Annotated in this window: 21 protein-coding genes; 9 read left to right on the top strand and 12 right to left on the bottom strand. The window is 60.4% G+C overall.

Annotated elements, in window-relative coordinates; translation table 11 throughout:
- The first annotated feature begins 372 nt into the window (after nt 1-372).
- On the top strand, nt 373-1,422 hold the full coding sequence (gene qhpR / locus GOB87_RS05035) for an AraC-like transcriptional regulator QhpR (protein WP_166313466.1): 1,050 nt from the start codon (nt 373-375) through the stop codon (nt 1,420-1,422).
- A 21-nt stretch (nt 1,423-1,443) separates the two neighbouring features.
- Here the strand turns inward: qhpR and GOB87_RS05040 are convergent, their stop codons facing one another.
- The 4 genes from GOB87_RS05040 to GOB87_RS05055 form a co-directional block, all read right to left on the bottom strand.
- Nucleotides 1,444-1,755: a hypothetical protein gene (locus tag GOB87_RS05040; protein WP_166313467.1), complete on the bottom strand. Its 312-nt coding sequence runs from the start codon at nt 1,753-1,755 to the stop codon at nt 1,444-1,446.
- A complete protein-coding gene (locus GOB87_RS05045; RefSeq protein WP_166313468.1) occupies nt 1,752-3,176 on the bottom strand; it encodes a PepSY-associated TM helix domain-containing protein in 1,425 nt (474 codons plus the stop codon). Before GOB87_RS05045 ends, GOB87_RS05040 begins: the two co-directional genes overlap by 4 nt.
- On the bottom strand, nt 3,173-3,388 hold the full coding sequence (locus GOB87_RS05050; protein WP_166313469.1) for a hypothetical protein: 216 nt from the start codon (nt 3,386-3,388) through the stop codon (nt 3,173-3,175). Before GOB87_RS05050 ends, GOB87_RS05045 begins: the two co-directional genes overlap by 4 nt.
- Nucleotides 3,389-3,757: 369 nt before the next feature.
- Entirely contained in the window at nt 3,758-6,226 is a 2,469-nt protein-coding gene (locus GOB87_RS05055; RefSeq protein WP_166313470.1) for a membrane-bound PQQ-dependent dehydrogenase, glucose/quinate/shikimate family, read from the bottom strand.
- Between the two features lie 292 nt (nt 6,227-6,518).
- Here GOB87_RS05055 and GOB87_RS05060 point away from each other — a divergent pair, with 292 nt between their 5' ends.
- The 5 genes from GOB87_RS05060 to GOB87_RS05080 all read left to right on the top strand — a co-directional run bounded on the left by GOB87_RS05060 (nt 6,519) and on the right by GOB87_RS05080 (nt 12,191).
- Nucleotides 6,519-6,851, top strand: a complete 333-nt coding sequence (locus tag GOB87_RS05060; RefSeq protein ID WP_166313622.1) for a hypothetical protein — start codon at nt 6,519-6,521, stop codon at nt 6,849-6,851.
- Nucleotides 6,852-6,968: 117 nt separating this feature from the next.
- Entirely contained in the window at nt 6,969-9,074 is a 2,106-nt protein-coding gene (locus GOB87_RS05065) for a S9 family peptidase (protein ID WP_166313471.1), read from the top strand.
- A 138-nt stretch (nt 9,075-9,212) separates the two neighbouring features.
- Complete coding sequence (locus GOB87_RS05070; RefSeq protein WP_242006177.1) at nt 9,213-10,286, top strand: AI-2E family transporter; 1,074 nt, start codon at nt 9,213-9,215, stop codon at nt 10,284-10,286.
- Nucleotides 10,287-10,454: 168 nt separating this feature from the next.
- Nucleotides 10,455-11,960 (top strand): MATE family efflux transporter, encoded by a 1,506-nt coding sequence (locus GOB87_RS05075; protein WP_242006172.1) that lies wholly within the window; start codon nt 10,455-10,457, stop codon nt 11,958-11,960.
- 27 nt (nt 11,961-11,987) lie between these two features.
- Nucleotides 11,988-12,191, top strand: a complete 204-nt coding sequence (locus GOB87_RS05080) for an SHOCT domain-containing protein (protein ID WP_166313473.1) — start codon at nt 11,988-11,990, stop codon at nt 12,189-12,191.
- 49 nt (nt 12,192-12,240) lie between these two features.
- On the opposite strand, the gene flgH is transcribed toward GOB87_RS05080, so the two are convergent.
- From flgH to GOB87_RS05115, 7 genes are all read right to left on the bottom strand, one after another.
- Nucleotides 12,241-12,966: a flagellar basal body L-ring protein FlgH gene (flgH, locus tag GOB87_RS05085; protein ID WP_166313474.1), complete on the bottom strand. Its 726-nt coding sequence runs from the start codon at nt 12,964-12,966 to the stop codon at nt 12,241-12,243.
- Between the two features lie 30 nt (nt 12,967-12,996).
- On the bottom strand, nt 12,997-13,995 hold the full coding sequence (flgA, locus tag GOB87_RS05090) for a flagellar basal body P-ring formation chaperone FlgA (RefSeq protein WP_166313475.1): 999 nt from the start codon (nt 13,993-13,995) through the stop codon (nt 12,997-12,999).
- On the bottom strand, nt 13,992-14,777 hold the full coding sequence (gene flgG, locus GOB87_RS05095; RefSeq protein ID WP_194303219.1) for a flagellar basal-body rod protein FlgG: 786 nt from the start codon (nt 14,775-14,777) through the stop codon (nt 13,992-13,994). Before flgG ends, flgA begins: the two co-directional genes overlap by 4 nt.
- A 30-nt stretch (nt 14,778-14,807) precedes the next feature.
- Nucleotides 14,808-15,548, bottom strand: a complete 741-nt coding sequence (gene flgF / locus GOB87_RS05100; RefSeq protein ID WP_166313477.1) for a flagellar basal-body rod protein FlgF — start codon at nt 15,546-15,548, stop codon at nt 14,808-14,810.
- Between the two features lie 81 nt (nt 15,549-15,629).
- A complete protein-coding gene (gene ubiM / locus GOB87_RS05105) occupies nt 15,630-16,841 on the bottom strand; it encodes a 5-demethoxyubiquinol-8 5-hydroxylase UbiM (RefSeq protein ID WP_166313478.1) in 1,212 nt (403 codons plus the stop codon).
- 10 nt (nt 16,842-16,851) lie between these two features.
- The gene (locus GOB87_RS05110) at nt 16,852-17,445 is read right to left on the bottom strand and encodes a nitroreductase family protein (RefSeq protein ID WP_264805428.1); all 594 of its coding nucleotides are present in this window, start codon (nt 17,443-17,445) and stop codon (nt 16,852-16,854) included.
- 342 nt (nt 17,446-17,787) lie between these two features.
- Nucleotides 17,788-19,548 (bottom strand): alginate export family protein, encoded by a 1,761-nt coding sequence (locus GOB87_RS05115; protein ID WP_166313479.1) that lies wholly within the window; start codon nt 19,546-19,548, stop codon nt 17,788-17,790.
- A 378-nt stretch (nt 19,549-19,926) separates the two neighbouring features.
- On the opposite strand from GOB87_RS05115, the gene GOB87_RS05120 reads away from it, so the two are divergent.
- The gene (locus GOB87_RS05120) at nt 19,927-21,174 is read left to right on the top strand and encodes a DNA recombination protein RmuC (protein WP_166313480.1); all 1,248 of its coding nucleotides are present in this window, start codon (nt 19,927-19,929) and stop codon (nt 21,172-21,174) included.
- Nucleotides 21,175-21,251: 77 nt separating this feature from the next.
- On the top strand, nt 21,252-22,112 hold the full coding sequence (ypfJ, locus tag GOB87_RS05125) for a KPN_02809 family neutral zinc metallopeptidase (protein ID WP_166313481.1): 861 nt from the start codon (nt 21,252-21,254) through the stop codon (nt 22,110-22,112).
- Nucleotides 22,113-22,126: 14 nt separating this feature from the next.
- On the opposite strand, the gene GOB87_RS05130 is transcribed toward ypfJ, so the two are convergent.
- Entirely contained in the window at nt 22,127-22,495 is a 369-nt protein-coding gene (locus GOB87_RS05130) for a DUF488 domain-containing protein (RefSeq protein ID WP_166313482.1), read from the bottom strand.
- Nucleotides 22,496-22,689: 194 nt separating this feature from the next.
- Here GOB87_RS05130 and GOB87_RS05135 point away from each other — a divergent pair, with 194 nt between their 5' ends.
- Entirely contained in the window at nt 22,690-25,848 is a 3,159-nt protein-coding gene (locus GOB87_RS05135) for an efflux RND transporter permease subunit (RefSeq protein ID WP_166313483.1), read from the top strand.
- The last annotated feature ends 1 nt before the right edge of the window (nt 25,849 follow it).

Consider the following 25,849-nt stretch of genomic DNA (forward strand, 5'->3'; position numbering starts at 1 on the left):
CTACGAACGCTGCGCCTCAACACTTGCTGCAATGCACACCATCGCCTTCGCTGGCTTCATGCTCAGAAACGCAGCTAACCTGCTCATGCAAAGTGCATAACACCCTCTAGAAACGGATCGGCCATAATGTGTCTCCCACGGTCGCAGCAAAGGGCCAGCTTTGAGGTGGCCGTATCGGCTCAGGTTAGGTGTGGGAGGTGGATTGGATAATGACATCCCGACACAATTTCATGACATCCGGCAACGACGGCGTTTCGGTTAAGAAATGAATTGACAGGGAGAGGATTGCGCCTTCACTTTAAGTGTCTTTCGTTCGCGCAATCCGATGACCGGACGGAGAGTTCCGGCCCGTTGGAAGAGAGGTCTGGCGCAATGACGCGCATGCCGGTTCATGGACATTTCGGTCCCGCTGCCGCTTCGACAACGGTGCTGGCGTCCGTGGTCTATGGTCTGGACAGCTTCATCGCGCGCTTGGGAGCGCAGCCTGTCAACGTGTTCAGTCGCTGTGGGCTGGAGGGGCGGCGCAGCACGCTTCCATCCGATACCGTGCCTCTGGATGCTTATTGCCGTACGCTGGATTGTGCGGCGCAAGAAACGGGCACGGAGAATTTTGGCCTGTGGTTCGGTCACCAGTTCGCTCCCCGACGGTTGGGGATGCTGGGTTATGCCGTGCTTTCTTCTTCCGTGCTGGGTGAGGCACTGGACAATCTGGCGGCTTTCTTTCCGATTCATCAGGACAACAGCGTCGTAAGCCACCGGAAACAAGGCGGAGTGTCTCGGCTGAATTACGATGTGACGGACCCGCTGATTCATGACCATCGGCATGATGCGGAACTTTCACTGGCTGTATTCTGTAATGTGATTCGTGAAGCCCTCGGGCCGGACTGGGCACCGATGAGGGTGTTGTTTCGCCATAAGGCGCCGGCCTGTGTGGATGACCATGAAAAGGCCTTCGGTTGTCCGGTTCTTTTTGGGCAGCCCACCAACACACTTGTGTTTTCCGAAGATATCCTCACAGCGGTAATGCCGGACGCGGATGGGATTCTGTTCAGCGCCATTAAAGCCGGACTGCTTCAGATACAAAGGGGAAAGCAGGCTGCGGATCAAAAGTCTCTGAGGCATGTGCGGCAAGTCATTCTCGATCTTTTGCCACATGGGTACCCTTCTATCGCTCAGGTGGCGGAACGCCTTGGCTGCCCTTACTGGACATTTCAGCGTCGCTTGGCGGACGCGGGCATGACCTACCGGAATCTGGTCGAGGATGTGCGGCGGCATTATGCGTTGAAATATCTGCGGGAAGCGGAACATTCCGTGGCGCAGACGGCTTTTCGGCTTGGCTATAGCGAGGGAAGCGCTTTTACGCGTGCCTTTACGCGCTGGTATGGGTGTTCGCCGCGTGTATGGATAAGTAGCAATAGTTGAAAGCCATGGAAGAGAAGGTTCTCAGGTTCTCTGCCGATCGCGTGTCGTCAGCGCTGCGAGACTGGTCGGATGCACGGCCAGCCATGTCGCAGTGAAAAGACTGTTGACGGACAGAAGCATGATCCAGATGGCAATACCAGCAGCGTATCTCCATGAAACAAGGCAGCCAAGAGCCCCACATTGTGCGAGCAGGCCGACACCTTGTTTGCGCATGTGTGTTTGCAGTCTGCGTAAGCCAAGGCAGCGACGGGGATAAACAAGCGAGCAGGCCCATAGAAGGCAGGCTGTCAGGGAGAGGAGTTCCGCACCGATGAGGATGAGAGAGGGCATCATGTGCGGGGTCTCATCCAGAGAGCGCCGGACAGGGCGGCTAGACCTGTCAGAGCGCAAACGGCATCGACAGACAGGAACAGGGAATGGCGCCAAAGATGCGAGGGGCCGGTGAGCAAATCGAGGAGCGGGATGCCTAAGCCTGCGAGGGCCGTGAGAGCGAGTGGAACGGACCATAGGACGGCGCGTGGAAGACCGAACGCGAGTAAGGCGGTACTCCCCCAAAGAACGAAAAGCGTTGTAATTTCCAGCATCGAACGATCTTTCCAGTCGTAGGGAATCAGTCGATTGGTCCAGAGATAGGCCAGTGACGCAAAGACCAGACCGCTCATGATACCGGCATTCAGTCGTTCGAGGCGCGGGGATGTAAGCTGGCGCGCACTCGCACGCCGTCGTGCTGTGTGAAACACAAGGCCGCTGGCGACCATTACGGTCGCGGCCAGTCCGCCGAGGAACCAGAGCCAGCGCAGAACCGGTCCCATGGTGTGGGCCATATGCAGCCCCGTGAGGAGGGCTTCCGCGCGTTCCACTCTGTCAGGTGGAGGAGGCGCCACAGCTTGTCCTGTCACATTGTCGAATGTCATCGGTGTGTCGTGAATGCTCAGACTGTCGGGTCGCAACGAATAGATCGCGATATGCTCAGCAGAAAACAGGATGTACGTGACAGCATTGCCGGTCAGTCGTTCCGTTTTGTGGACGAGAGGCGCGAGCAGGAATGTTGGGAGGTGATGGTGCTCTACGACGGCAGGAGGTAAGGGAGCAGCGTCATGCGAAATAAGTGGAAAGGCGATGTTCCCAAGAAGAAAAAGCCCTGTCCATGTAATCATAATGTGGAAAGGCAGCATGGCGGTGCCAGTCAACACATGAAGATCGAGAAGGCAACGTGGGGTGGCCGCATGAAGACGCAGGGTGAAATAGTCCGGTATCAGGCGAGAAAGATGCAGGAGAACGCCTGACAGGATAAGGAGAGAAAGGAAGAACGTCGTCAGAGCGACGAGATATTCTCCCCATGGTGAGGGAAGGCGCAGAGTGTAGTGAAAGTTAAAGAAAAACGCGCCGCCTTCCGTCTGGCGTGTCGCAATGAGGCGACCGTCGCGCGGATTGAGGGCCGGACCGATCAGAGCGTGTCCATCGTAGCGAAAAATATGCAGTAGAGGATCGCGTGCGGAGGGCAGGGAGAGGAAAGCCGATGGTTTTCCCTGCCGTTCATCGTCACGGAGAATCTGCATGGCGTGTTCGAGGGCCTGATCGGACAGAGGCTGTTCCGGCAGGATTTCGGCGCTTTCCGGTTGCATCCAGCGCGTCAGTTCAGCATCGAAAAGAGAAAGGGTACCGGTGAAAAAGATGGCGAACACGATCCATCCGGCCACAAGGGCTGTCCAGCGATGAAGCCAGCTTAGTCGTGCACGCAGCACGGGTGTCATGGAGCGAAATGGAGCATCAGCGCCCCGCTCAGGACGAGCGCCAGAGGAACCCCAAGGGCCAATTGCGGTTTTTTCGTAAGAAAGGGCCAGATGAGAACGGGAGCGGCAATGATCGTGGCCAGAAAGCGGTAGGAACGGCTGGAGACGAGGGCGAGATCACACGCGAAGGATCCCCACAGCACAAAAGCCCCCCACAGGAGTACGATGCCCATGGAGCGGCAGGTTCTGTCCTGACTGGTGGTCATGAGGCAAGTGTAAGGGAAGACATGAGCGTGCGTGGGGCATCTTCCATGAGGTTGATGGCGTTGGGAACGATCGATCCGAAACCGTGGAGAGGGCAGGGCGACATGGTGGAAGCACCCGTTCTGGGCAATGGAAAGGAAAGGGTCTTGTTAGTGAGAATGACTCGCACGCGCAAGGTTGCGTCTGAGGGGGTTCGTCCGTCGCTTTGCGCGAAAATGACACACGTTGCGAAGGCTGAATGCGAAACGGGCGCCGTTCCCAAAAGGAACAACGCCCGTCTTTGCATGTATGTCCGTTCAGTCGAAATCGGACATATCACTCATCGATAAATGGTCAGCCTATTTCCGGTTCGATCCTTCCGGAACGCCCGGCATGGCTCCCGCCGTGTCGGGCAGGGCATAGGCGATGATGTCATCACCTATATCGGGCGAGTGGCTCATACCGCCAGCGGAGATCACGACATATTCCTTGCCTGTCCGAGGCGAGCGATAGATGAGAGGCGCCGCAACCGCACCGACGGGCAGGCGACCCTGCCACACGATTTTGCCGGATTTCGCGTCCAGCGCACGGAGGTAATAGTCCTGCGTGCCCGCAAAGAACACCAGCCCGGAGGCGGTCGCTGTCGGACCGCCGAGGGTGGGCATGCCGAGCGGCACGGACATGTGTGTTTTGATGCCCATCGGCCCCGTATCCTGCACGGTGCCCAGCGGCACCTGCCACACCAGTTTCTTGGTGCGTAGATCGATGGCACTCATCGTGCCGAAGGGCGGTGTGTTGCAGGGCACCTGAAGCGGTGACTGAAGGATGTCGATCTTCACGCCGCCATAGGGACCGGCCACCTGTGGACGAATGGTGCCCATGAAACCGGGAACCTCATCCGTCGAGACCTTGAATTTCTTTGCGTTCTCCCGTGTCTCCAGCGTCATCTGGAGCGGAATGCGCATGTCGTTGACGAACATCAGCCCGCGCGATTCATCGATTGCAACGCCGCCCCAGTTCATGCCGCCCAGAAGGCTCGGCCACTCGATGTAGGGTTTCTCGCCCGGCGGCGTGAACGGACCCGTATAGACCGACTGCTTGAACTTGATGCGGCAGTAAAGCTGATCGAACGTACTCACACCCCACATTGAGCGCTCGCTCAGCGGATCGGCTCCGATGAGAGGCATGCCGACGGAAGTGGGCTGGGTTTTCGACAGGTGCTCGCCCTGTCCCGCGGGAGACGTGGCGACATCGCGTTCTTCGACGGCTGTGATCGGTGTGCCGGTGCGCCGATCGAGCACGAAGATGTTGCCGGTTTTGGTCGTCTGGATCAGGGCGGGAACTTTTTCGCCCTTCTCATTCGTCACATCCTGCAGGACGGGCTGGGAGGGCAGATCATAGTCCCAGACATCGTGGTGCACAGTCTGGAACACCCATTTCGTCTTGCCCGTGCTGGCATCGACCGCCACCACCGCAGCGCCGAACTTCTCTTTCAACGCGTCCCGGTCGCCGCCCCAGTAGTCCGGGGGACCGTTCCCGGTCGGGAGATAAACGAGGTTCAGCGCCCGGTCGTAGGTGGGCACCGTCCACATGTTGGGCGTTTCGAGTGTGTAGGTTTCCCCTTCTGGCGGGGCACCGGTGCGATCCGGGGCGCCGACATCCCATGCCCAGACGAGGGCGCCGTTGCGCACGTCATAGGCACGGACCACGCCGGAGGGTTCGCCGTGCACGATGTCGCGTACCCACCCGCCGATGACGGCGATATGCCCGGCAATCAGAGGCACGGCGCTCGGATGATAGCGTTTGCCGCCTTCTGTCGGTCCCATCTGTGGCTTGAGATCGACAAATCCGTCCTGTCCGAAGCCGGGGCAGAGTGTGCCGGTATGCGCGTCCAGCGCGAAGAGACGAGCGTCCACCGTCGAGACGACGATGCGCTGGCGGCAGGGTTGCGCCGGATCGGTGGCTTTGTCGTCAGCGGTCAGGGAGTCGTCATGATCGATATCGTGATAGCCCACACCGCGACAGGAAACGTGTTCTGCCGTGCGGGCATTAGGGTCGAACTTCCAGATGCGCTGTCCGGTATCGCCGTCGATGGCGGTGACGATGCTCTCAGGCGAGCAGGAATAAAGGACATTGCCGATCTGCTGCGGGGTGTTCTCGTCCACGCCGATGGCGGCACCCGTCAGGCGGCGTCCGGTGTGGTAGGTCCACGCGACTTTCAGTTTTTCGACATTCTGGGGCGTGATCTGGGTGTAGGGCACGAAGCGTGTGCCATTGGCATTGCGCCCGAAGAACTCCCAGTTGTCTCCTATGTCGTCCTGTGCAACGTCCAAGCCCTCCGACCCGACCATCGCTTCGGGATGATGGATTTCGCCATGAGGGAAGAAGGCTTCCACCAGAGTGACCAGCAGGGCGGCAGTGACGGCAAGACCACCACCTGTCAGCGTCCGTCGTGTGCTTGTGCTGAGCGCGGGAAGGCTGGCCGCGCAGGTCCACAGACCGAATGTGAAAAGGATGGCGGGCAGCACGAGGCGCGGCAGTAGCGGCCAGTAGCCGATCTCGGGCGTATCGAGAACTGCCCAGACGCAGGTGGCAGCGAAGATCAGTACGGTGACAGGCAAGGCGATGCGACTGCGGGCGACAAACAGGATGCCAAGCTGGACATAGGCCAGTCCCGCCAGAACGTAGTAAAGAGACCCTCCCAGCGTGGCGAGTTCAAAACCCTCCCATGCCAGCCACAGTCCGACGAGACCGGTCAGGGCGGCCACAGTAAGACGAAAGACGGTGGCCGCGCCGGATCGTCGTCTCTGATTACTTATATCGTTCATGAAATATCGTCCGTCATGACGGGTGAATCATCACCGGGGCCGCCTGTGTGGCGGAAAGTGACGGACCATACAAATTGAATGCATGAGAGCCATCAGAAAAGTGTTGAGACGGGGCGTGATGCTTTTTCATGGGACACGTCCGTTTACCGCATCTCTGCTTTCCGTGTGGAAGGCTGTATGTAGAACGCGACGCTAGGACGCAGGGCAACATTCGGCCGTCTGGTCCGTTGCCTCCACAAGGCGACGCTCCCTGTGGGAGCGGGCGAACAGAAAAGTAAGGAGCTTTGAGATGGTGGATAATCCGCTGGAAGACTCACCCAAGCGTGACGCGCAGATCAAGGCGAAAGCCCGTGAGATGTGGATTGCCGATGGCAAGCCCACATGCGGTCCCGAGGGCTACATGGAGGCCGCGACGGATCTGGTGGGCATGACCATCAACCCGGACGCGGGCGAAATCCCGGTGGAGCCGGAAGTGCCCATCGGCCCGGAAGGCGAGCCGATCGAGGACGCACGGATTCAGGAAAATCTGGGCAATCTCGGTGGCAGCATGGACGAACAGGACGACCGGCAGGAAGTGCCGTTCGGCACGCGCGAGGAAGAGGCGAAGGCCCTGCGCGACTCCTGATCCGTTCCGCCTCCATCGACACGATGGAGAGCCTGCCGCCGATATGCACTCAGCACGGTGGCAGGCGGCCCATCCTGTGGCACAATGCACGGCGTGTGCTCACAGGAAAGGCCTTTCATGTCCCAGCTTCCTTCACCTCCCGTCGCCCGCAAGGAACCGCGTCGCATCGAGCAACTCGGGCGTGTGCGTGAGGACGATTATGGCTGGATGAAGGATGACAACTGGCAGGCGGTCCTGCGCGAGCCGGGACTTCTGCGCGCCGACATCGCCACGCATCTGCGCGCCGAGAACGCTTATTCGGACGCTGTGCTGGCCTCGACCCGCACGTTGCAGACCGACATCGTGGCGGAGATGAAGGGGCGTCTGCAGGAAGACGAGTCCTGGCCATTCCTGCCGCACGGTCCCTGGCGCTACGGCGTGCGCTACGAAGCCGGCGCGCAATATCCTCGCTATGTGCGTCACCGCGAAGGACGCCCCAATGAGGAAGAGGTGCTTCTCGACACGGATGCCCGCGCGAAGGATCAGGCGTTCTACGCCGCGCGGAGTGCTGCGCACAGCCCCGATCACCGGTTGTTTGCATGGGCCGAGGACACGCAGGGCTCCGAGATCTACACGATCCGCGTCCGCGATCTGGCCAGCGGCGAGATGTTGCCGGTACAGATCGACAACTGCTCGGGAAACTTTACCTTTTCGCCGGACGCCACCCATATTTTCTGGACATGGCGCGATGAGAACGGTCGCCCGATGCGGGTGTATCGTCGTGCGCTTGCGGGCGGCGAAGACGTCGTGGTGTACGAGGAGCCGGATCCCGGTTTCTTTGTCGGTGTGAGTGCTGCGCGTTCGGGGAAATGGGTGGTGATTTCCACCAATGACCACGACACTTCGGAAGCGTGGCTGGTGCCCGGCAATCAGCCCGAAGCACCCGCGGTCTGTCTCGCCCGGCGCGAGAAAGGGATAATGTACGATCTCGCGCACTGGGGGGACCGGTTCGTGGTTCACACCAATGCGGACGGGGCCACCGATTTCGCTCTGATGACGGTAGCAGATGAAGCTGTGGGCGAGCGCGCCAACTGGCAGCCGCTCGTGGCGCATCGGCCGGGGCATTACATTACGGGCTGCCAGTGTCTGGCGGACTATGTGGTCTGGACAGAGCGGGTGAACGCCAACACCGTAATCGAGATCATGGACCGCAAGGGTGTGCGACAGAGTGTGGGGGTGGGGGAGGAGGCCTACACGCTTTCTCTGGACGGTGGCTACGAGTTCGAGACGACTGAGCTGCGCTACTCCTTTCAGTCTCCCACCACACCGCGCCAATGGTTCGCGTTGGATCTGGCCACGCGCCAGCGGCATCTGCTCAAGGAGCAGCTCGTGCCTTCGGGTCATGATCCGGCCAATTATCGCACGCGCCGCCTGATGGCCCGGGCGCCGGACGGGGAAGAGGTGCCGGTCACGCTGCTGTTCCATCGTGACACGCCCGAAGGGCAACCCGCGCCGCTGCTGCTTTATGGCTATGGCTCTTATGGCCACGCCATTGAGCCGACCTTCTCCACCCGCACGTTGAGCCTCGTCGATCGGGGGTGGGTCTATGCCATCGCGCATGTGCGCGGTGGTTCAGAGAAGGGGTGGAACTGGTTCCTCGGTGGGCGAGGGATGCACAAGACCAACACGTTCACGGACTTCATTGCCTGCGCCGATCACCTGATCGCTCAGGGTTGGACGGAAGCGGGTCGAATTGTTGCGGATGGCCGCTCAGCCGGTGGAATGCTCATGGGGGCGATTGCCAACATGCGGCCCGAACTGTTTGCGGGCATCGTCGCTGTGGTGCCGTTTGTGGATGTGCTCAACACCATGTCTGATGACAGCCTGCCGCTGACTCCGCCCGAATGGCCCGAGTGGGGCAATCCCCTGAAGGACGAGGCGGCTTATGATTATATCGCCGGTTACTCGCCCTACGATCGGATCGGGAAAAAGCCCTATCCGGCGATCTTTGCCATTGGTGGCCTGACCGATCCGCGCGTGACCTATTGGGAACCGGCCAAGTGGATCGCGAAGTTGCGGGACTACAGCACGTCGGAGAATCCGCTGCTGTTGAGGATCAACATGGAGGCCGGTCATGGCGGCGCGTCGGGACGGTTCCGCGCACTGGACGAGGCGGCGCTGATCCAGGCTTTCGCCATCTGGGCGGAAAGTCGGGATCGCGATACGGGTGGTTCGTGTGACTGATCTGCGAGTGAAGATGACAGCATGTGTAACCGCCGCGGTGACATCGCGCATGGGAAGGGCAGGGTGATGCCCCATACCGGTCCACAGGCTTCGTCCGTGAAGGAGGGGGCTGAACCGCTCACGCCCCATCTGGTGGAAATGGACACGATGGTCCAGCGGACAGCGGCGCGAAAAGCGCAGTGGCGGGCGCGTGAAGTGCTGACGGCGTTTATCGTCGCCATCGCGCTCTATACGATCCACGGCTTTCTTTCGGCTCTTGCGTGGGGCGGCGTGTTCGCCGTCGCCACATGGCCGCTTTTCCGGCGCATGCAGGAACGCTGGCCGCGCCATGCCGACGGCGTGCTGCTTCCGGCTGTATGTACGGCGGCCATGGCGCTTCTGTTTCTCGTGCCTATGCTGTTCGTCGGGCTGGAAGCGGCGAACGAGGCGCAGAACGTGCTGCTTCTGATGAAGGATGCGCGCCACGAAGGTGTGCCGGTGCCATCATGGGCTGGGCGTATTCCCTTTGGCAGCAAGACGCTGGTCAACTGGTGGAGGACACATCTCTCCGATCCAGAGGCGGCGGGCGAGTTTTTCAGTTCCTTCGACAGCCGTGGGCTGGCCATGACCCGCACGCTGGGTTCCCAACTGGCGCATCGGGGAACGCTGTTCTTCTTCTCAATCCTGACGCTGTTCTTTCTCTACAAGGACGGTAACGCCATCATGCGTCAGTGCACGGTGGCTTCCCGCAGAGCCTTTGGCCGTAGGGGAGAGTTGATCGGTCAGCAGATCATCGCCTCCATTCACGGCACGGTGGCCGGTCTCGTGCTGGTGGGCGTGGGCGAGGGGTTGGTGATGGGTGTAGCCTATTTCATCGCGGGCACGCCGCATCCGGCCCTACTGGGAGGTGCGACCGCCATTGCGGCGATGATTCCGTTCTGCGCCATGATTCCGGTCGGACTCGCCTCAACCTTGCTACTGGTCAGTAGCGGGACGATGAGTGCTGTGGTCATCTTTTGTCTGGGCGCCGTAGTGATTTTTGTGGCCGACCATCTTGTGCGTCCCACCTTGATTGGCGGCAGTACGAAGCTGCCGTTTCTGTGGGTTCTGCTTGGCATTATCGGCGGCGCGGAGACATGGGGATTGCTGGGACTGTTCGTAGGACCGGCGGCCATGGCGACGCTCCATTTGCTATGGCGCAACTGGTCACGGGAACGCGGAGACGCGGCTTGAGCGCTGATGCGGGCTTTTTCACGACGTCGTGCGGTTGATTTTCTGTATGTAAAAAATAAAGACGAAAACTTTTGTAAAATTTCTTTTGCCACGTTCGCAGAGTGCCGGGAACGTGGCATACCTTGAGAAACGGGAGGCTGGACAAGGCCAGCGCGGACAAGGAGCCGGATGAAGGCAAGAGCATCAGCAGCGAGCCGTGCCTGCTTCGTGACAGGCAGCATCATGCGGCATGTGCTGGTCATGGCAGGGACAGGTGCCATCGGCCTTATGGCGGTGTTCTCCGTGGACATGCTGAACATGATCTACATTGCTCATCTGGGTGACCCGGCCTTGACGGCGGCTATTGGCTTTGCCGGTGCGGTGGGCGGTATTCAGATCGCGGTCTCCATCGGCCTGACGATCGGACTTGGCGCATCGGTCGGGCGTGAAATCGGGGCGGGTCATTGTCCGCTTGCCCGCCGGATTGCGTCTTCCGTTTTTCTGGCGACCTTTGGCGTGACGTTGGCTCTTGGGCTGCTCACGGCTTTGCTCGCGCGGCCGGTTCTGGAAATGCTGGGGGCTTCCGGCGCAGCGCTCGATCAGGCGGCGTTCTATCTCCAGATCACTTCGCCGTTCCTGCCCTTTGTGTCCCTTGGCATGGCCAGTTCCGCTCTGATGCGGGCTGTGGGTGATGCGCGTGGTTCAATGCACGTCACGCTGGTGGGGGCCATGCTGACCGCAGTGCTGGACCCGGTGCTCATTCTTGGAATGCATGAAGGGCTGATGGGCGCGGCCGCCAGTCTGGTTCTCTCGCGTCTCGCCGTGCTGGGGCTGGGTGTACGAGGGGCCACCGCCCATCACATGCTGACATGGCCACGGCTGTCGGCCTTCTTTCCCGATGTGCGGCGTGTGGGCGCCATTGCGCTGCCGGCCATTCTGACCAATCTCGCGACGCCCATCGGTGGTGCTTATGTAACAGCTCATATGGCCCGGTTCGGGCTGGACGCGGTAGGTGGACAGGCGTCTGTGGAGCGGATCGTGGTCGTGGCGTTTTCGTTTGTCTTCGCGCTCACCGGAGCTGTGGGGCCGATCATGTCCCAGAATCTTGGAGCGGGGCAGTTCGATCGCGTGCGCGAGGTGCTTCTGGCGTCATTGAAAGCCGTCGGTGCATGTGTGGTCGTGACGTGGATCGTGCTGATGTTGTGCCAGAATGTTTTGGTGACGGGGTTCCATGCGGTGGGAGAGGGAGCTGTCCTGATCCATCTGTTCTGCTCGTGGACGGTGCTGAGTTATCTCTTCATCGGCATGTTGTTCGTGGCCAATACAGCGTTCAATAATCTTGGACACCCACTGTATTCCACGCTGTTCAACTGGGGCCGTGCCACGCTGGGGACCGTGCCGTTTGTCGCCTTCGGTGCGCGTTTCGGGGCGCCGGGTGTGCAAATCGGTCAGGCATTGGGGTGCGTGGTGTTCGGAAGTGTCGCGATTATGTGCGCTTTTCGTGTCGTGGGAACGCTGGCGAGCCGGACCGGGGCGCAGATGGCGCGTACAGAAAAACCGGTCATGGCCTCCGATGTTCCGACTCTCAGTGCTGAGGCGGCCATGGCCGATCTTGATGGTATGGATGAGGAGGAATGCGAGGAAACGGCTTTGTCTGCGGAGAGGAAAGTGAATAGGCTCACGCATTCCGGCTGATCTGTCGGAGCCAGAGGGAGACCCCTTATGTCGAAATTGACTGCGGCTGAACGCAACGCCCTTCCTGACAGCGCCTTTGCCTTGCCCGGACGGCGCTATCCTATTCCCGATGCGACCCATGCGCGTGATGCGCTTGCGCGGGCGAGCGAGTTCTACAATCGGGGGGAGTTGACCGACGAGGAATATGAGACAGTGGTGCGCCGAGCCAAGGCGGTCCTCGGTGAGGACTGATTTTTCGTAAAATACCTTGGAATTGAATAAAGAAACGCAGCGCCTTCGTTCAGAAGGGCGCTATGGCGTCAATGAGTTGCTGCCCATAACGCGGAGCCTGCAGGACGGAAAGCTGGCCGCGGCCACCATAAGAAATGCGGGCTTCGGCCATACGGTCGTGGGTCACCGTGTTGTCGGCCGTGATGTCCTGTGGTCGTACGACACCTGTGACCTGCAATTCACGCAGTTCGTTATTCACACGCACTTCCTGCCGCGCCACGACCATGAAGTTGCCGTTGGGCAGCACCTGCGTAATGGTGCCCGCCACGCGCACGGTGACGGTTTCGTTGCGGCTGATGCGCCCGGCGGCGGTGTTGCTGCTGTCGCTGGATGTGGCGAGCGCCCCTGATCCAAGAACATGGGAAATGGCTTTGCCGTGGAAGCCGAACAGACTGGGGATACCCATGCTCTCGCTGCCCGTGCCGCTTGCGCTGGTGTTGTCAACAATGGTCGCATTGTCGGTGATATCCACGATGACAGTTACAAGATCCCCCACCTGGGCTGCTCGCTGATCCTTGAAGAACGCACGGCTGCCCGGTCGCCAGAGGCTGGCGACTTCGGCCGGAGGCGGCTGAAGCGGCGGCATGGGCATGGTGACGGGACGATACGATGTGTCGCGCGTGGGGTCCTGCGTGCGTGTCATTGCAGGTGGGTGTCCTATCTCACTCAGGTGTCCGATACCGCCATTGCAGGCGGTCAGGGCAAGGAGACTGAGCAGGGAAAGGGCGCGTTTCATATAAAAGGCAGTATCCGACAAGAAGAATAATCAAATGTTTCGGTGAGAACGTTGACCGCTCGAATGCAATTCATGTGCGTCCGCCGGCATGGGGGTCGTGCCCGGTGTGACTTCGACGCGGGTCCGGTCAATGACGGATCCCACCACGACCATGCGGGAGACGGGGTTAAGGACATGGATGTGTTCGCCACGGGCGCCTGAATCCAGGGCCACACCGGACGCAGTCAGGTGCAGGCCGGTGGAGGAGACATCCAGCACGACGGGAGCCCCTTTTTCCACCAGAAGCACATGGTCAAGGAGGGCTGTGGTGAGTGTCGTGTGCGCCCGAATGTCGTGTTTGCTGAGCATATCCACGGCATCGTCCGGATCGAGGATCGCACCGGGGGGCAGAGCACGGGAATCGATCGTGGCTGTCGTCAAATCCGAGGCCGCGAGAACCTGTCCGGCGACGAGGTCGTGACTGGCCACGACAACGTCCATACGGGAACTGACTGTGCCGTCTGCCCGAAAAGAGACAGGCGCGCTGCCCTGCTGTGGAATGGAAAAGAAAGCGGAGAAATGTCCGTGTGTCGCGTCATAGACGATGTTGGTCAGGCGCAATGTGGGCGTGGGGTCCGCCGCAACCGTTGGTCCAATGAAATCGGCAAGGTCGATGGTGGCGGTGTCGCTTACGCCCCGATCCTTCAGGCCGGAGAGAACGAACGGCATGACCTCGTCTTCGGTAATGGTGTGACTGGCGCGGGTCAGGGTCGTCTGGGCCAGTTCGGAAGCATCCGGCCAGTCAACGCCAAACTGTTGTGCGATGGCTTCGAGTTGCGGACCGCCGATGACGAGAGTCTGTCCCACCGCAGGAGCGGGGCCAAGGTCGCAGTCCTGCCCCGGATCGAGCCCGTCGAAAAGATCGGACAGATGGACCTGAGCATTGTGAAGTGTTGCAGTCCTGCGCAGCGTCGCTGCGTTGAGTGGCGACGAGGCAAGGCACACCCCCATTCCGAGGATGAGGAAAAGACGATGTGCCGTCAGGATCATTTCAGGGCAGACAGGGTCTGGAGCATCTCATCGGATGCTGTGATGACCTTGCTGTTCATCTCGTACGCGCGTTGGGCGGTGATGAGATCGGTGATTTCCGTCACCACATTGACATTGGATTCTTCCACATAGCCCTGCCGCACGCTGCCGAAACCCACACTCTGGCCAGTACCGGTGATGGCGTTGCCCGAGGACTGTGTTTCGGTGAACAGGTTCTGACCCATAGCGGCCAGACCGTTTTCGTTCTGGAAGGTGGCCATCTGCAACTGGCCGACAACCGTGGATTGTGTCTGACCCGAGATCGTGACCTGTACCTGACCGGTCTGGTCGATGGTGATGGTTTGAGCGTTGTTGGGAATGGTGATGCCCGGACTGACCGGGTAGCCATCCGCGGTGACGACCATGCCCGTGTCGGACAGGGAGAATGTGCCGTCGCGGGTGTAGGCATATTCACCGGAGGGGAGTGTGACCTGAAAGTAGCCCGGTCCCTCTATGGAAAGATCGAGGCTGTTGTTGGTCTGCTCCAGAGTTCCCTGCTCGTTGATACGGTAGATGCCCGCCGTGCGGACACCCAGACCCACCTGCGCACCGGCGGGAACCAGCGTGCCGCTGTCCGAACTCATGGTGCCGACACGTCGCAGATCCTGATAGATGAGATCCTGGAACTCGGGACGACGGCGCTTGAAGCCCGTCGTCGTCATGTTGGCGATGTTGTTGGCGATGACCTCAACATTCGTCTGCTGGGCCTGCATGCCGGTGCCGGCGATGTCGAGGGAACGCATCATGTCAGTGGGTTTCCATTTTCAGATAATTCAGGACTGGGTCTGGATGATCTTGTCGATCGCATTCTGGCGTCGTGTGGACTCGCTATCGACGAGATTGGCGGTGATCTGGAAATCACGTTGCAACTGAACGAGGTTTGTCATTTCCGTCATGGTGTTGACGTTGCTGCCCTCGATCATGCCCTGCCGGAACTCCTTGACCTCCATCTGCGTGGTGGGGGTCTTGGCGCGGAAAAGCTGATCGCCTTCCTCCGAGAGATCGTGCGGATTGGCCACGTTCACGAGACCGAGTTCGGCCACCACGCGGCTTTCCGTCGAAATGGTGCCGTCAGCTGAAATGTTGATCGTGCGGTCTTCAGGGCGCAGGACAATGGGCTGTCCCGTCCGGTCGAGCAGGGCGTTGCCCGCCGCATCCGTGACGCTTCCATCCGAAAGTTTCTGGAAACGGCCATTACGGGTGAGACGCACGCCGTTTGCGGTCATCACAGAGAAATAGCCCTCTCCAGAAATGGCCAGATCGAGCGGATTTCCGGTCTGCTGCAGGGCGCCCTGCGAGAAGTCGCGCCATGTCGCGCGGTCCTGCGTGTAGGTGTCGGGAGATTCGCCCGGGGCGGGAGTGCCTCCCTTCGCCTTCACGAGATAATCGGAAAACTGGAGATGACCGGCCTTGAATCCGGGCGTGGAACCATTGGCCAGATTGTTGGCCAGCACGCTCATGGCCCGCGTTTCGGCGTCCATGCGTGACAGCGCGATATAGGTCGTGTTGTCCATGCGGGGCGGCTCTCCTTTGGAGGCCACCCTGACTGTGAAAGATTTACAAAGAGTTGTTCCGTGCCGATTCCACTGGTGTCTTCAGCCGGAGAAAGAGGACGGCCCCCGATCCATCAACATGGCTGTTACCGCTGATTTGAAAGGAGGTAGCGCGTCGGCAACACGCAGTCCCATGGCGCGAAGAGCCCGAAACGGCGCGGCGTCGCGGGTGTAGAGCGTGGCGATACCGTTCGTGGCCGCAAACATCGGCATGGTGGCGGCGCGGTGCTGTCGCTCGAAACGGCGAAGGACTGACGTCGCACCGATATCCTGTCCCTTCCTGAAGGCAGCCCCGACGTCTTGGGCGAGCGTTTCCGCCCCGCGCAGACCCAGATTGAAGCCGTGCGCGGTGATGGGGTGCATGCCCACGGCCGCATCCCCGATCAGGGCCAGCCGGCGTCCCGCGAAGCGGTGAGCGTAAACCGCCTTGAGTGGATAGGCATGGCGCGTGCTGACAAGACGCAGTGTGCCGAGGCGATTGCCAACGCGCTGCATGATTTCGGCGTTGAAGGCTCCTTGCTCGGCGTGCATCAGGCGCCCGATATCGGCGGGCGGCAGGGTCAGCACCAGCGAAGAGGCGTTACCGTTCACGGGCAGGAGCGCGATGGTCTGGCCGCGATCGAACCATTGCAGGGCGACGTTGTGATGCGGCAGGTCATGCGTCATGCGACAGACCATCATCATGCGCTGGAAATCATGAACGACGGCCCCGATGCCCGCGCGGCGTCGGGTGGGGGAGAATCGTCCATCCGCTGCGATGACCAGACGGGCCGGGAGGCGTCCGTTGCGCTCCCCGCCATGGTGGATGACGGCTTCGTTCGTATTCTGTCGAACGGTGTCCACCGTCACGTCGGGCATGAGCGTGATGCCGGCGCGTTCTTCCGCTTCCGCATGCAGTGCGCGACGGATCATGTTGTTGGAGACAAGCCACCCCAGCGGGTTTTCCGTAGTCCCCTGTCCGTTCTCGAAGATCAGCGGATGGTTCTGTCGCCCTGTCTCCACGCGTGCCTCGGCCAAAGGGCAGATGACGCTGTGGGGGATATGTTTCCACGCGCCGAGACGTTCCAGCATCTCGCGGGCATGATGCGTCAGTGCGATCTCGCGCCCATCGAAATGTGGTTGCGCCCAGATATGTGCGTCCGCCCGTTCCAGAACCACCACAGATAGCCCCGCCGCCTCCAGCGAGAGAGCTGCGGCGAGTCCCACGGGGCCTCCTCCGATGATGGCGACATCATGTGCGGCGGGATGAGTCATATCGGCAGCCTTAGTCCTTGTCGGCCGCGAAGGTGACGGGCGCGCCCATCCATTCCGCGACATAGGGAGCAACGGGGCGGCGCTTTGTCTCGTGGTCCGGCTTTTTGGGCGTGCCGACGAAGAAGAATCCGGCCAGCGCATGAGGGGGCGGGAAGCCGAGTTCGGTCGCCAGCACAGGATCGTAGGTGATATCGCCCGAAACCCAGACCGCGCCATAGCCTGTTGCGTGCAGGGCATTGAGCAGGTTCATTCCGGCCGCGCCCACGGCGAGTTCCTGCTCGATCAGGGGGATCTTCTTGTCTTCAGGCCGCAGATGCATGCCCAGTACGATGGTCAGAGGCATGTTCGCCATCCGGTCATGGCGCTTGGCGATTTTTTTCTCAGGAACGTCCGGATCGAGCCGTTTCATGCTGGCGACAACTTTCTCCGCCAGTTTCTGGCGGGCGTCACCACGGACAAGTAGCAAACGCCATGGACGCAGCTTGCCATGATCGGGTGCACGCATGACGGCGGAGAGGATGGTTTCCAGTTCCTCACCCGTCGGTGCGGGTGCTTCGAGATCATCGGTGGATGCACGTGACAGCAGCACATCAAGGGCCGAAATATCGTGCTTCATGGGGCCGGTCTCCTGCTGGGGTGAAACGTGGGCGCACCATGACGCAATCGCAGGGGCCAGTGCAATGCCGCTGACATGAGGCGTTGCACGGGCTGATGGGAGAGTGTCGTCTTGCGTTGCCTGAAACGGCTGGCGGATCTTGCCAATCTGGACCGTGAGGCTGTCCCGATGGATCTGGATTACAGGGTGTGGATTTTGCTCGCTCATTTTGAGAGGCGGCGGACATGACGCAAACGGTGGAGAGACTGGCCGAACGGCTAAAGCGCCGATCGGCCAGTGAAGTGATAGGGGCGAGTTAGAAACCGGCCCTATTCTCGGATTGCGCTGCTTTCAGAACGTCAGTTCGAGGTTGCTCTGCACATAGGCGCCCGAGGATGCGCCGGCGTTGATCATTGATTTGGATGCAAAGATGTATTCGCCGTCGATGCTGAATGTGATGTGGCGCGTGGCGCGCCATGTGAAGCTTGCCTGAGGAAGAGTGGCTGTGTAGCCGCCATGTGGGCGCAGCCCGTAGGCGGCCGTGCCGGAAGCATAGAGCGCGTCATTGGTGCTGGCGCGCCATACGACCGGCACTTTCATGATGAGCGTGGTGTTGGGCGTGGGTGTGAGTGTCACCATCGGGCCGACATCGATCAGGTTCTGGTCGCCCAGATAGGTGCTTATGTCGAGGTAGTAGGCGCTGGGCACGAAAGGCGTCATGAAGCTGCCCCAGCTTCCCGTGGAGCTTTTGTTGTAGTTGCCGCCAGAGAAAATATCGGCCTGCATGCCAAGAGACGGACGTCCCCACCATTTGGCGAAGCGCCATGCGACCTGAGAGGTGAAAGCATAGGCGCTGACGGGGCGCGAGGGGCCGTTTTTGGCCGTGTTGAAATAACCGCCCTGCCACGCGCCACCGAGTGAGAACTCGATCGGGCCTGCATTGCCCCATACGCGCATGCCCGGCATGTCGCGGCGCGTCGATCCGGCAATGGTGCCGGTTTGTCCCGCGATGGGTGCCGAGGCCAGCAGAAAGCCGATGTAGTAGGTGTCGATGAAGACCTGACTCTTCTTGCCGAGGAACTTGAAGGACGGCACGGCATAGGAGGTGGTGGCACCGAACATGCGGGTTTTGTAGCCCACCTGATTGTGGAACGGCACATTGGCCGTTGACCAGTTGGTGAGTGTCAGATCGAAGAAATCCGCGCGGAAATTCTTCCAGAAGGAATAGGCGCGGATACCGTTCCATGAGAACGGGATGGAGGGATAGACCGATCCGGCCGTGAACCACGGTGGGGCATCGAGAAAGGTCATGCGCCCGACCATCACGCCCATATTGGCGTGCAGCAACCGCCCTTTGAACTCGACGAACGCCTGCTGCGCGTCGAGATTGTTGCGCCACCGTCCATTGTTGTAACCGTAATAGTTCACGCCGCCCGCCTGACCGCTCATCAGTTCACCATATAGGCGCACGTGTTGGCCCAGATGCAGATCAGCGCCGAGATTCCAGCGTAGGTTCTGGCGATAGGCCGGGTCTTTCTTGGTTTGTCCGAAGCCGGCGCGCTGATCGTAGAAATTGTGCTGACGGAAGTTGCCGCTGAACGTCAGATAGATCGAACCGCTGTCGTTGAGCGGGATGTATTTGACGGGGTCCATGATGTCGATGCGGTTCTTGGGATCGCGCAGGTTGGACCAGTCTTCCGCCCACCGCGAGACGGCGTAATAGCCGACCGTTCCCCAGCCGGAGGCCGCTCCGGTGTTGGAGTTGAAGATACCCCATTGCCCCTGATGGAGAAGCGATGCGGGCGTTTGGGCCGGTAGCGCGAGGTTTTGCGGCTGGGCATACGATTCCGGACGGGATTCCAGTGGCGGAAGCAGTCGGGTGTTGTCCCAGAACCCTTTTCTGGGTGGTTTCACGGGTGAGGAAGCCGTAGCTGCGGAGGAACGGTATTCCTCCGGCGTCTGCGGATAGTGATGAATGTTGGCATTCGGCGCGGTGTCGGCACGGGCGGGTGCGTCCAGAAGCAGGACGGGCAGACCGGCGATGACACTGGAGAGAAGGAACGGACGGACGGAACGGCGGCAGGAGAAAGCCACTGGGGACGACGTGTTCATGCGATCGGTCTCTGTTCTTTTTGTTGGTGGAGGCCGGACATGCGCCTGACTTATTCATTCATGGCATATCAGTTAATCATTATTTTGCTTCTATTTCATGATTCGTCACTTCGCAAAAGCGTGTGGTGAAGGGCCATTCGCTCAACGTGACGGATCGGTCACAGTTCGGGCTCACTCCCACTCTTTTCTCCTGTGTTACCGCCACGCCACAGAGAAGAACGGCCTCTTTCCAGACAGCGGGAAGCAGACAAAGGAGAAAGGCCCATTCACGTCTTTTGACGGACGCCTCTTGTCTCATGCCCGCTCCTGTCGGATGAGCACGCGGCGGCCATGCGGCGGATTGCCCATGGCCAGAGTAGGACAGGACGACGGCGGCGCATGAACGGCATGACATCCTTCGAAAGCATCATTCTGTTTGTGGGGCTTGCGGTTGTGATCGGCCTGCTTGTGCTGCTTCTTCTGCGCCGTTCGGGTGGAGGCAGCGCCGATGACAGCGATCTGCTCGCGCGGCTGTATGTGTTGGTCGAGCGCGAGGGCAGCCTGAGACAGTCGGAACTGGACCGTCAGCAGGCGCGGCAGGTCGAGATGGAGCGTGCGCTGATCGGGCGTGTCGAGCAGATGCGCGTGGAGATGTCCGAGCGGCTGGGGCAGATGTCAGGGCAGATCGGGCGTGAACAGGCAGAATCCCGGGCCGCGCAGTCCGAGGCGTTGCGGGAAATGGCGACGACTTCAGCCCAGCAGCTTGCCGCCATCCGTGGCGCCGTGACCGAGCAGCTTCACGCGGCGGTGGAAAAGCAGATGCAGACCTCGTTCCAGCGGGTTCTGGAACAGTTTTCCGCCATGCAGAAAGCCATGGGCGAGGTGTCGGCCATGACGGCGCAGATCGGTGATCTCAAGCGGCTGTTCGGCAATGTGAAAACCCGTGGCGGTTGGGGCGAGGCGCAGTTGCGCGCCATTCTGGAGGATGTGCTGCCGCCGGGAACGTGGGAGACGAACTGTCGTCTCGGGCGCGGTGGCGAGGTGGTCGAGTTTGCCGTGAAGATGCCTGTGCGCGGATCGCATCCGCCTGTGCTGGCCATCGACAGTAAGTTTCCGACCGAAGCCTATGAGCGCCTTCTCGACGCCTGCGCCAATGATGACAAGGACGGTGAGAAAGCGGCGCGGAGGGCGTTGGAGACCGCCTTGCGGATGGAGGCGCGCAAGATCGCGTCCAAATATATCGTGCCGCCGGAGACAGTGGAGTTTGCCGTTCTCTATCTGCCCACCGATGGCCTCTATACCGAGATTGCCCGTGCGCCGGGGCTGATCGATGAGATCGGGCGGACGTGTCGCGTGCTCATCATGGGGCCGTCGCTCATGCCCGCGCTGCTACGTACCATTCATCTGGGCTATGTCACGCTCTCGCTTGAGGAGCGCACGGACACCATCGCGCGGCTTCTGGGGGCGACACGTCAGGAAATGCTCAAGATGGACGGCGTGCTCGATAAGCTCTCACGCAACGCGCACGCCATGTCCACGACCATTGAGGATGCCCGTCGCCGTACCCGCGTGATGGCGCGGCAGTTGCGTAGTCTGGACTCCGGTGAGCCTGCGGAAGAAACCAGCGACCCGGAGACGCTGCTATAGCGGCCCGGAACCATATTTCTTGTCGTGCATGAGCGTGATACGCACACTGAAAGAAACATGACACGGAAGCCCTCACGATGCGCCTGAATGACGAACGCGAAAGCTCCAATATAGAGGATCGGCGCGGCTCGGGAGGAGGTGGCGGACGTCCTCTGAAGATTGGCGGCATCGGGGGCGTGCTGCTCATTCTCGGCGCACTGTATTTCGGCGTCGATCCTCAGGTGGTGTTCAGCCTGCTTGAAGGGGGCGAGGGTACTTCGCCGCAGGTGACGGCGCAGGCTCCCACCGCACAGGACGATGCGGGTAAGCAGTTCATCGGCCGCGTGCTGGCGTCCACCGAGGATGTCTGGACAACCTACTTTCAGGCTATGGGGCGGACATATCACGAGCCGCATCTGGTGCTGTTCAGTGGTGGCGTGAATTCCGCCTGCGGTTACGCCCAGACATCCGTTGGGCCGTTCTACTGTCCGACGGATCAGAAAGTGTATCTCGATCTTGCGTTCTTTCAGGAGCTTCAGAATCGTCTGGGCGCAGGGGGAGATTTCGCGCGGGCCTATGTGATCGCGCATGAGGTTGGGCATCATGTCCAGAACGAATTGGGCATCATGGATCGGGTGGCGCATCTGCGGACGCAGGAAGCCGAGAATGGTGCAGGCGGCCTGTCAGTGCGCACCGAACTTCAGGCGGATTGTTTCGCGGGTGTGTGGGCCAAGCGCGCCGATGATGCCAAACGTATCCTTGAGACAGGCGATATCGAGGAAGGCATCAATGCCGCCGCCGCCGTAGGCGATGACCGGCTGCAGAAGGAGATGCAGGGGCGGGTGGTGCCGGACAGCTTCACACATGGTACCTCGGCCCAGCGTGTGGGCTGGTTCCGGCGTGGACTGGCATCCGGCGACATTCACCAGTGCGATACGTTCTCCGCCTCCCAACTCTGAAGAGCGTGCTTACTTCATTTTGTGCGGCTGAGGTGTGAGCGTAGCCAATCGGCCAGCACGATGGCTTCATTGTGCTGCGTGTCGCGAGCGCCGAACAGCAGCGTCACACACCCCTCTCGCGCACGGGCGAGCAGTTCGTCCACGGCCTGTGTGTTCGCGGCAAGTTCTGTGCGGTAGCGTGAGATGAACTCTCCCCATTTTGCCGGATCGTGCGCAAACCACTGCCGCAGATCGGTGGAAGGGGCGATCTCCTTGTCCCATGCGGTGAGAGCGGCTTTTTCGCGGCTGAGGCCACGCGGCCAGAGACGATCCACAAGAATGCGCTGTCCGTCATCGGGAGACGCCGGGTCGTACACACGTTTTACATGGATGTCGGGTGTCACGATGGAGGACTCCTGTGCTGGGAGATGGGAAGAAAAACGCCATGTAACGAACAGTTACACGATGTTGAATGTTTCAAAACTTGTGATTTTCATGCCGGTTTCAGGTTGGCTTGTCGCCCATTCCCTGTTTAGACAGGTCGCATGACTGTCATGTTCCTGTTGCTTTCGTGTGACCGGCCAGAGGTCGGTCCCGTATGAATGAGATCGTCCTTGTAGCCCTCAAGCGGCCCTACACATTTGTGGTCCTGTCGATCCTCATCGTGGTGTTTGGCATAAAAGCCATCGTGTCCACGCCGACAGACGTATTCCCCAGCATCAAGATTCCCGTCGTCGCGGCCATCTGGACCTATGACGGGCTGATGCCCGAGGACATGTCGGGCCGCGTGATCTATTATTACGAGCGCGCGCTGACAGCCACCGTCAGCAACATCGAACATATCGAAAGCCAGTCCTATTACGGACGCGGGCTGGTAAAAGTGTTCTTCCAGCCCGGCACCGATCCATCGGTCGCGCAGACGCAGATCACCTCGGTTTCCCAGACGGTCATCAAGCAGATGCCCACCGGCAGTACGCCGCCGTTGATCCTGACTTATGATGCCTCGTCCGTGCCGGTGCTGACGCTTCAGGTGTCGTCAAACAACATGACGGCGTCTCAGATCTATGACATGGCCTCCAACCTTGTCCGACCGGCGCTGGTGTCGGTGGCGGGCGCGGCCATTCCCAACCCGTATGGCGGTCAGCTCGGTAACGTGATGGTCGATCTCGACCCAACCAAGCTGCTGGCTCACAAGCTTTCGCCCTCGGATGTTTCGGCAGCACTCGGGCGGCAGAACATCGTGTTGCCAGCTGGTGACCAGCGTATCGGCACGTTCGACTGGATGGTGCAGACCAACGCATCTCCGCGCGAGATCGATAGTTTCAACAGTATTCCGATCAAGCAGGTGGGCAATTCCGTCATCTATCTGCGCGATGTCGCGTGGGTGCATCAGGGCGGCCCTCCACAGACCAACCTTGTGCTTGTGAAAGGGCAACAGGGCGTCCTGATCGTCATTCTCAAGGCCGGTAACGCTTCCACCCTCGACGTGGTCGCGGGTGTGAAGAAGGTGCTGCCCAATGTGGTGAAAACACTCCCCGATGGTGTGGACATCAAGATCATCGGGGATGCGTCCGGCTTCGTGAAGGAATCCGTGCGCGATGTGGTGCAGGAGATGGCCACGGCGGCGTGTCTGACGGGACTCGTGGTGCTGCTGTTCCTTGGCTCGTGGCGTTCGACCGTCATCATCGCCACCTCGATTCCGCTGGCCATGCTGTGCTCGATCATCGGACTCGGCTGGGCCGGGCAGACCATCAACGTGATGACACTGGGCGGTCTGGCGCTGGCGGTGGGTATTCTCGTCGATGACGCCACGGTCATGATCGAGAACATCGACGCCCATCTGGCGATGGAGAAGGATCTGGAGCAGGCGATCATCGACGCTGCGAATCAGATCGTCACCGCTACGTTTGTCTCCACGCTGTGCATCTGCATCGTGTGGATGCCGCTGTTCCAGTTGAGCGGTGTGGCGGGTTGGCTGTTCCGCCCCATGGCGGAGGCCATCATCTTCGCGATGATCGCGTCCTTCGTCCTGTCGCGGACATTGGTGCCCACCATGGCGAAATACATGCTGGCGGCTCAGGTGCATGGACATGGCGGAGAGCCGAAATCGTTCTTCGGCCGGTTCCAGCGCGGTTTCGAGGCGAAGTTCGAGCGTTTCCGTCACGCTTACCGCGGAGTGCTGGATCGTTTCATCGGTATGCGGGGCGCTTTTATCGGTGCCTTCCTGCTGGCGGCGGTGAGTTCACTCGGTCTGCTGTTCTTTGTGGGACAGGATTTCTTTCCCGAGATCAACTCCGATGCGCTGGCGCTGCATATGCGCGCGCCCATCGGCACGCGGCTGGAGGAATCCGGCAAGATCACCCAGCTTGTCGAGCGCCGGATCCATCAGCTTCTTCCCGGAGAAGTGGAATCGGTGGTGGCCAACTGCGGTCTGCCGGTCAGCACCCTCAATCAGGCGTTCATCCCTACGCCTACAGTGGGGACGGAAGATTGCGATCTGACGATTTCGCTCAAGAACGCGGCGGCACCGGTGGCGAAGTTCCGTCACATTCTCCGCAAGGGGTTGGCCCTGAGCTTTCCGGGCACGCAGATCACGTTCCAGCCAGCTGACCTCACGGCCAAGATCCTGAACTTCGGCAGCCCGGCGCCTCTGGATGTTCAGGTGATCGGGCGCGACCTCAAGGACAATTTCGCTTTTGCCAACCGGTTGGTTTCGCGGTTGCGTCGTGTGCCGGGCATTGCCGATGTGGTGGTGCAGGAGCCCATGACCGCGCCGACGTTGACGGTCACGACCGGACGTAGCTTCGCGCTGGGCACAGGCATTACGGAATCCGATGTCGCGGGCAACATGCTGGTCGCCCTTTCGGGCAGTTCGCAGGTAGGGCAGGTGTACTGGCTCGACACCAAGACGGGCGTGTCCCATCTGGTCGATATCCAGACGCCAGCTTATTACCTTCAGACGCTCAACAATCTTGAGACGCTGCCCATCGACAAGGGTGACGGCAACCCGACCGGGCAGATCCCGCAGCTTCTGGGGGGCTTAAGCAAGATTGGTGCGGTGGGAACGCCTGCCGAGATTTCGCACTACAATATCATGCCCGCCTTCAACATCTACGCCATGAACGAGGGCATTGATCTTGGCACCGTGGCGCGTCAGGTCGGGCGCATCGTGGATGAGGAACGGGGCAATCTGCCGCACGGCACCTCCATGGCGGTGCGCGGGCAGGGCGTGACCATGAACACGGCCTATGCCGAGTTGATCGGTGGGCTTGCGATGTCGGTCCTGCTGGTCTTCCTGCTGATCGTGGTCAACTTCCAGTCGTGGCTGGACCCGTTCATCATCATTACGGCGCTGCCGGGCGCGTTGGGCGGCATTGCCTGGGCACTGTTCCTGACGCACACGGCGCTGTCGGTGCCGGCACTCACGGGTGCCATCATGTGCATGGGCACAGCGACGGCGAATTCCATTCTGGTCGTGTCGTTTGCGCGGGATGAACTGGCGCGGCATGGCGATGCCGTGCGCGCCGCGTTGGATGCGGGATTCGAACGTATCCGTCCCGTGCTGATGACGGCCTCTGCCATGATTGTGGGCATGCTGCCGATGTCGATGAGCAACTCGCAGAATGCGCCGCTGGGCCGGGCTGTCATGGGCGGCCTGTTGGTGGCAACCGTCGCCACGCTGCTGTTCGTGCCCTGTGTGTTTGCGATGATTCATGGCCGCAAGGCGCGCCATGCCAACGAAGGAGAAGCTTCATGAA

Source organism: Acetobacter estunensis, from assembly GCF_011516945.1.
In the GTDB taxonomy this organism is placed as follows: domain Bacteria; phylum Pseudomonadota; class Alphaproteobacteria; order Acetobacterales; family Acetobacteraceae; genus Acetobacter; species Acetobacter estunensis.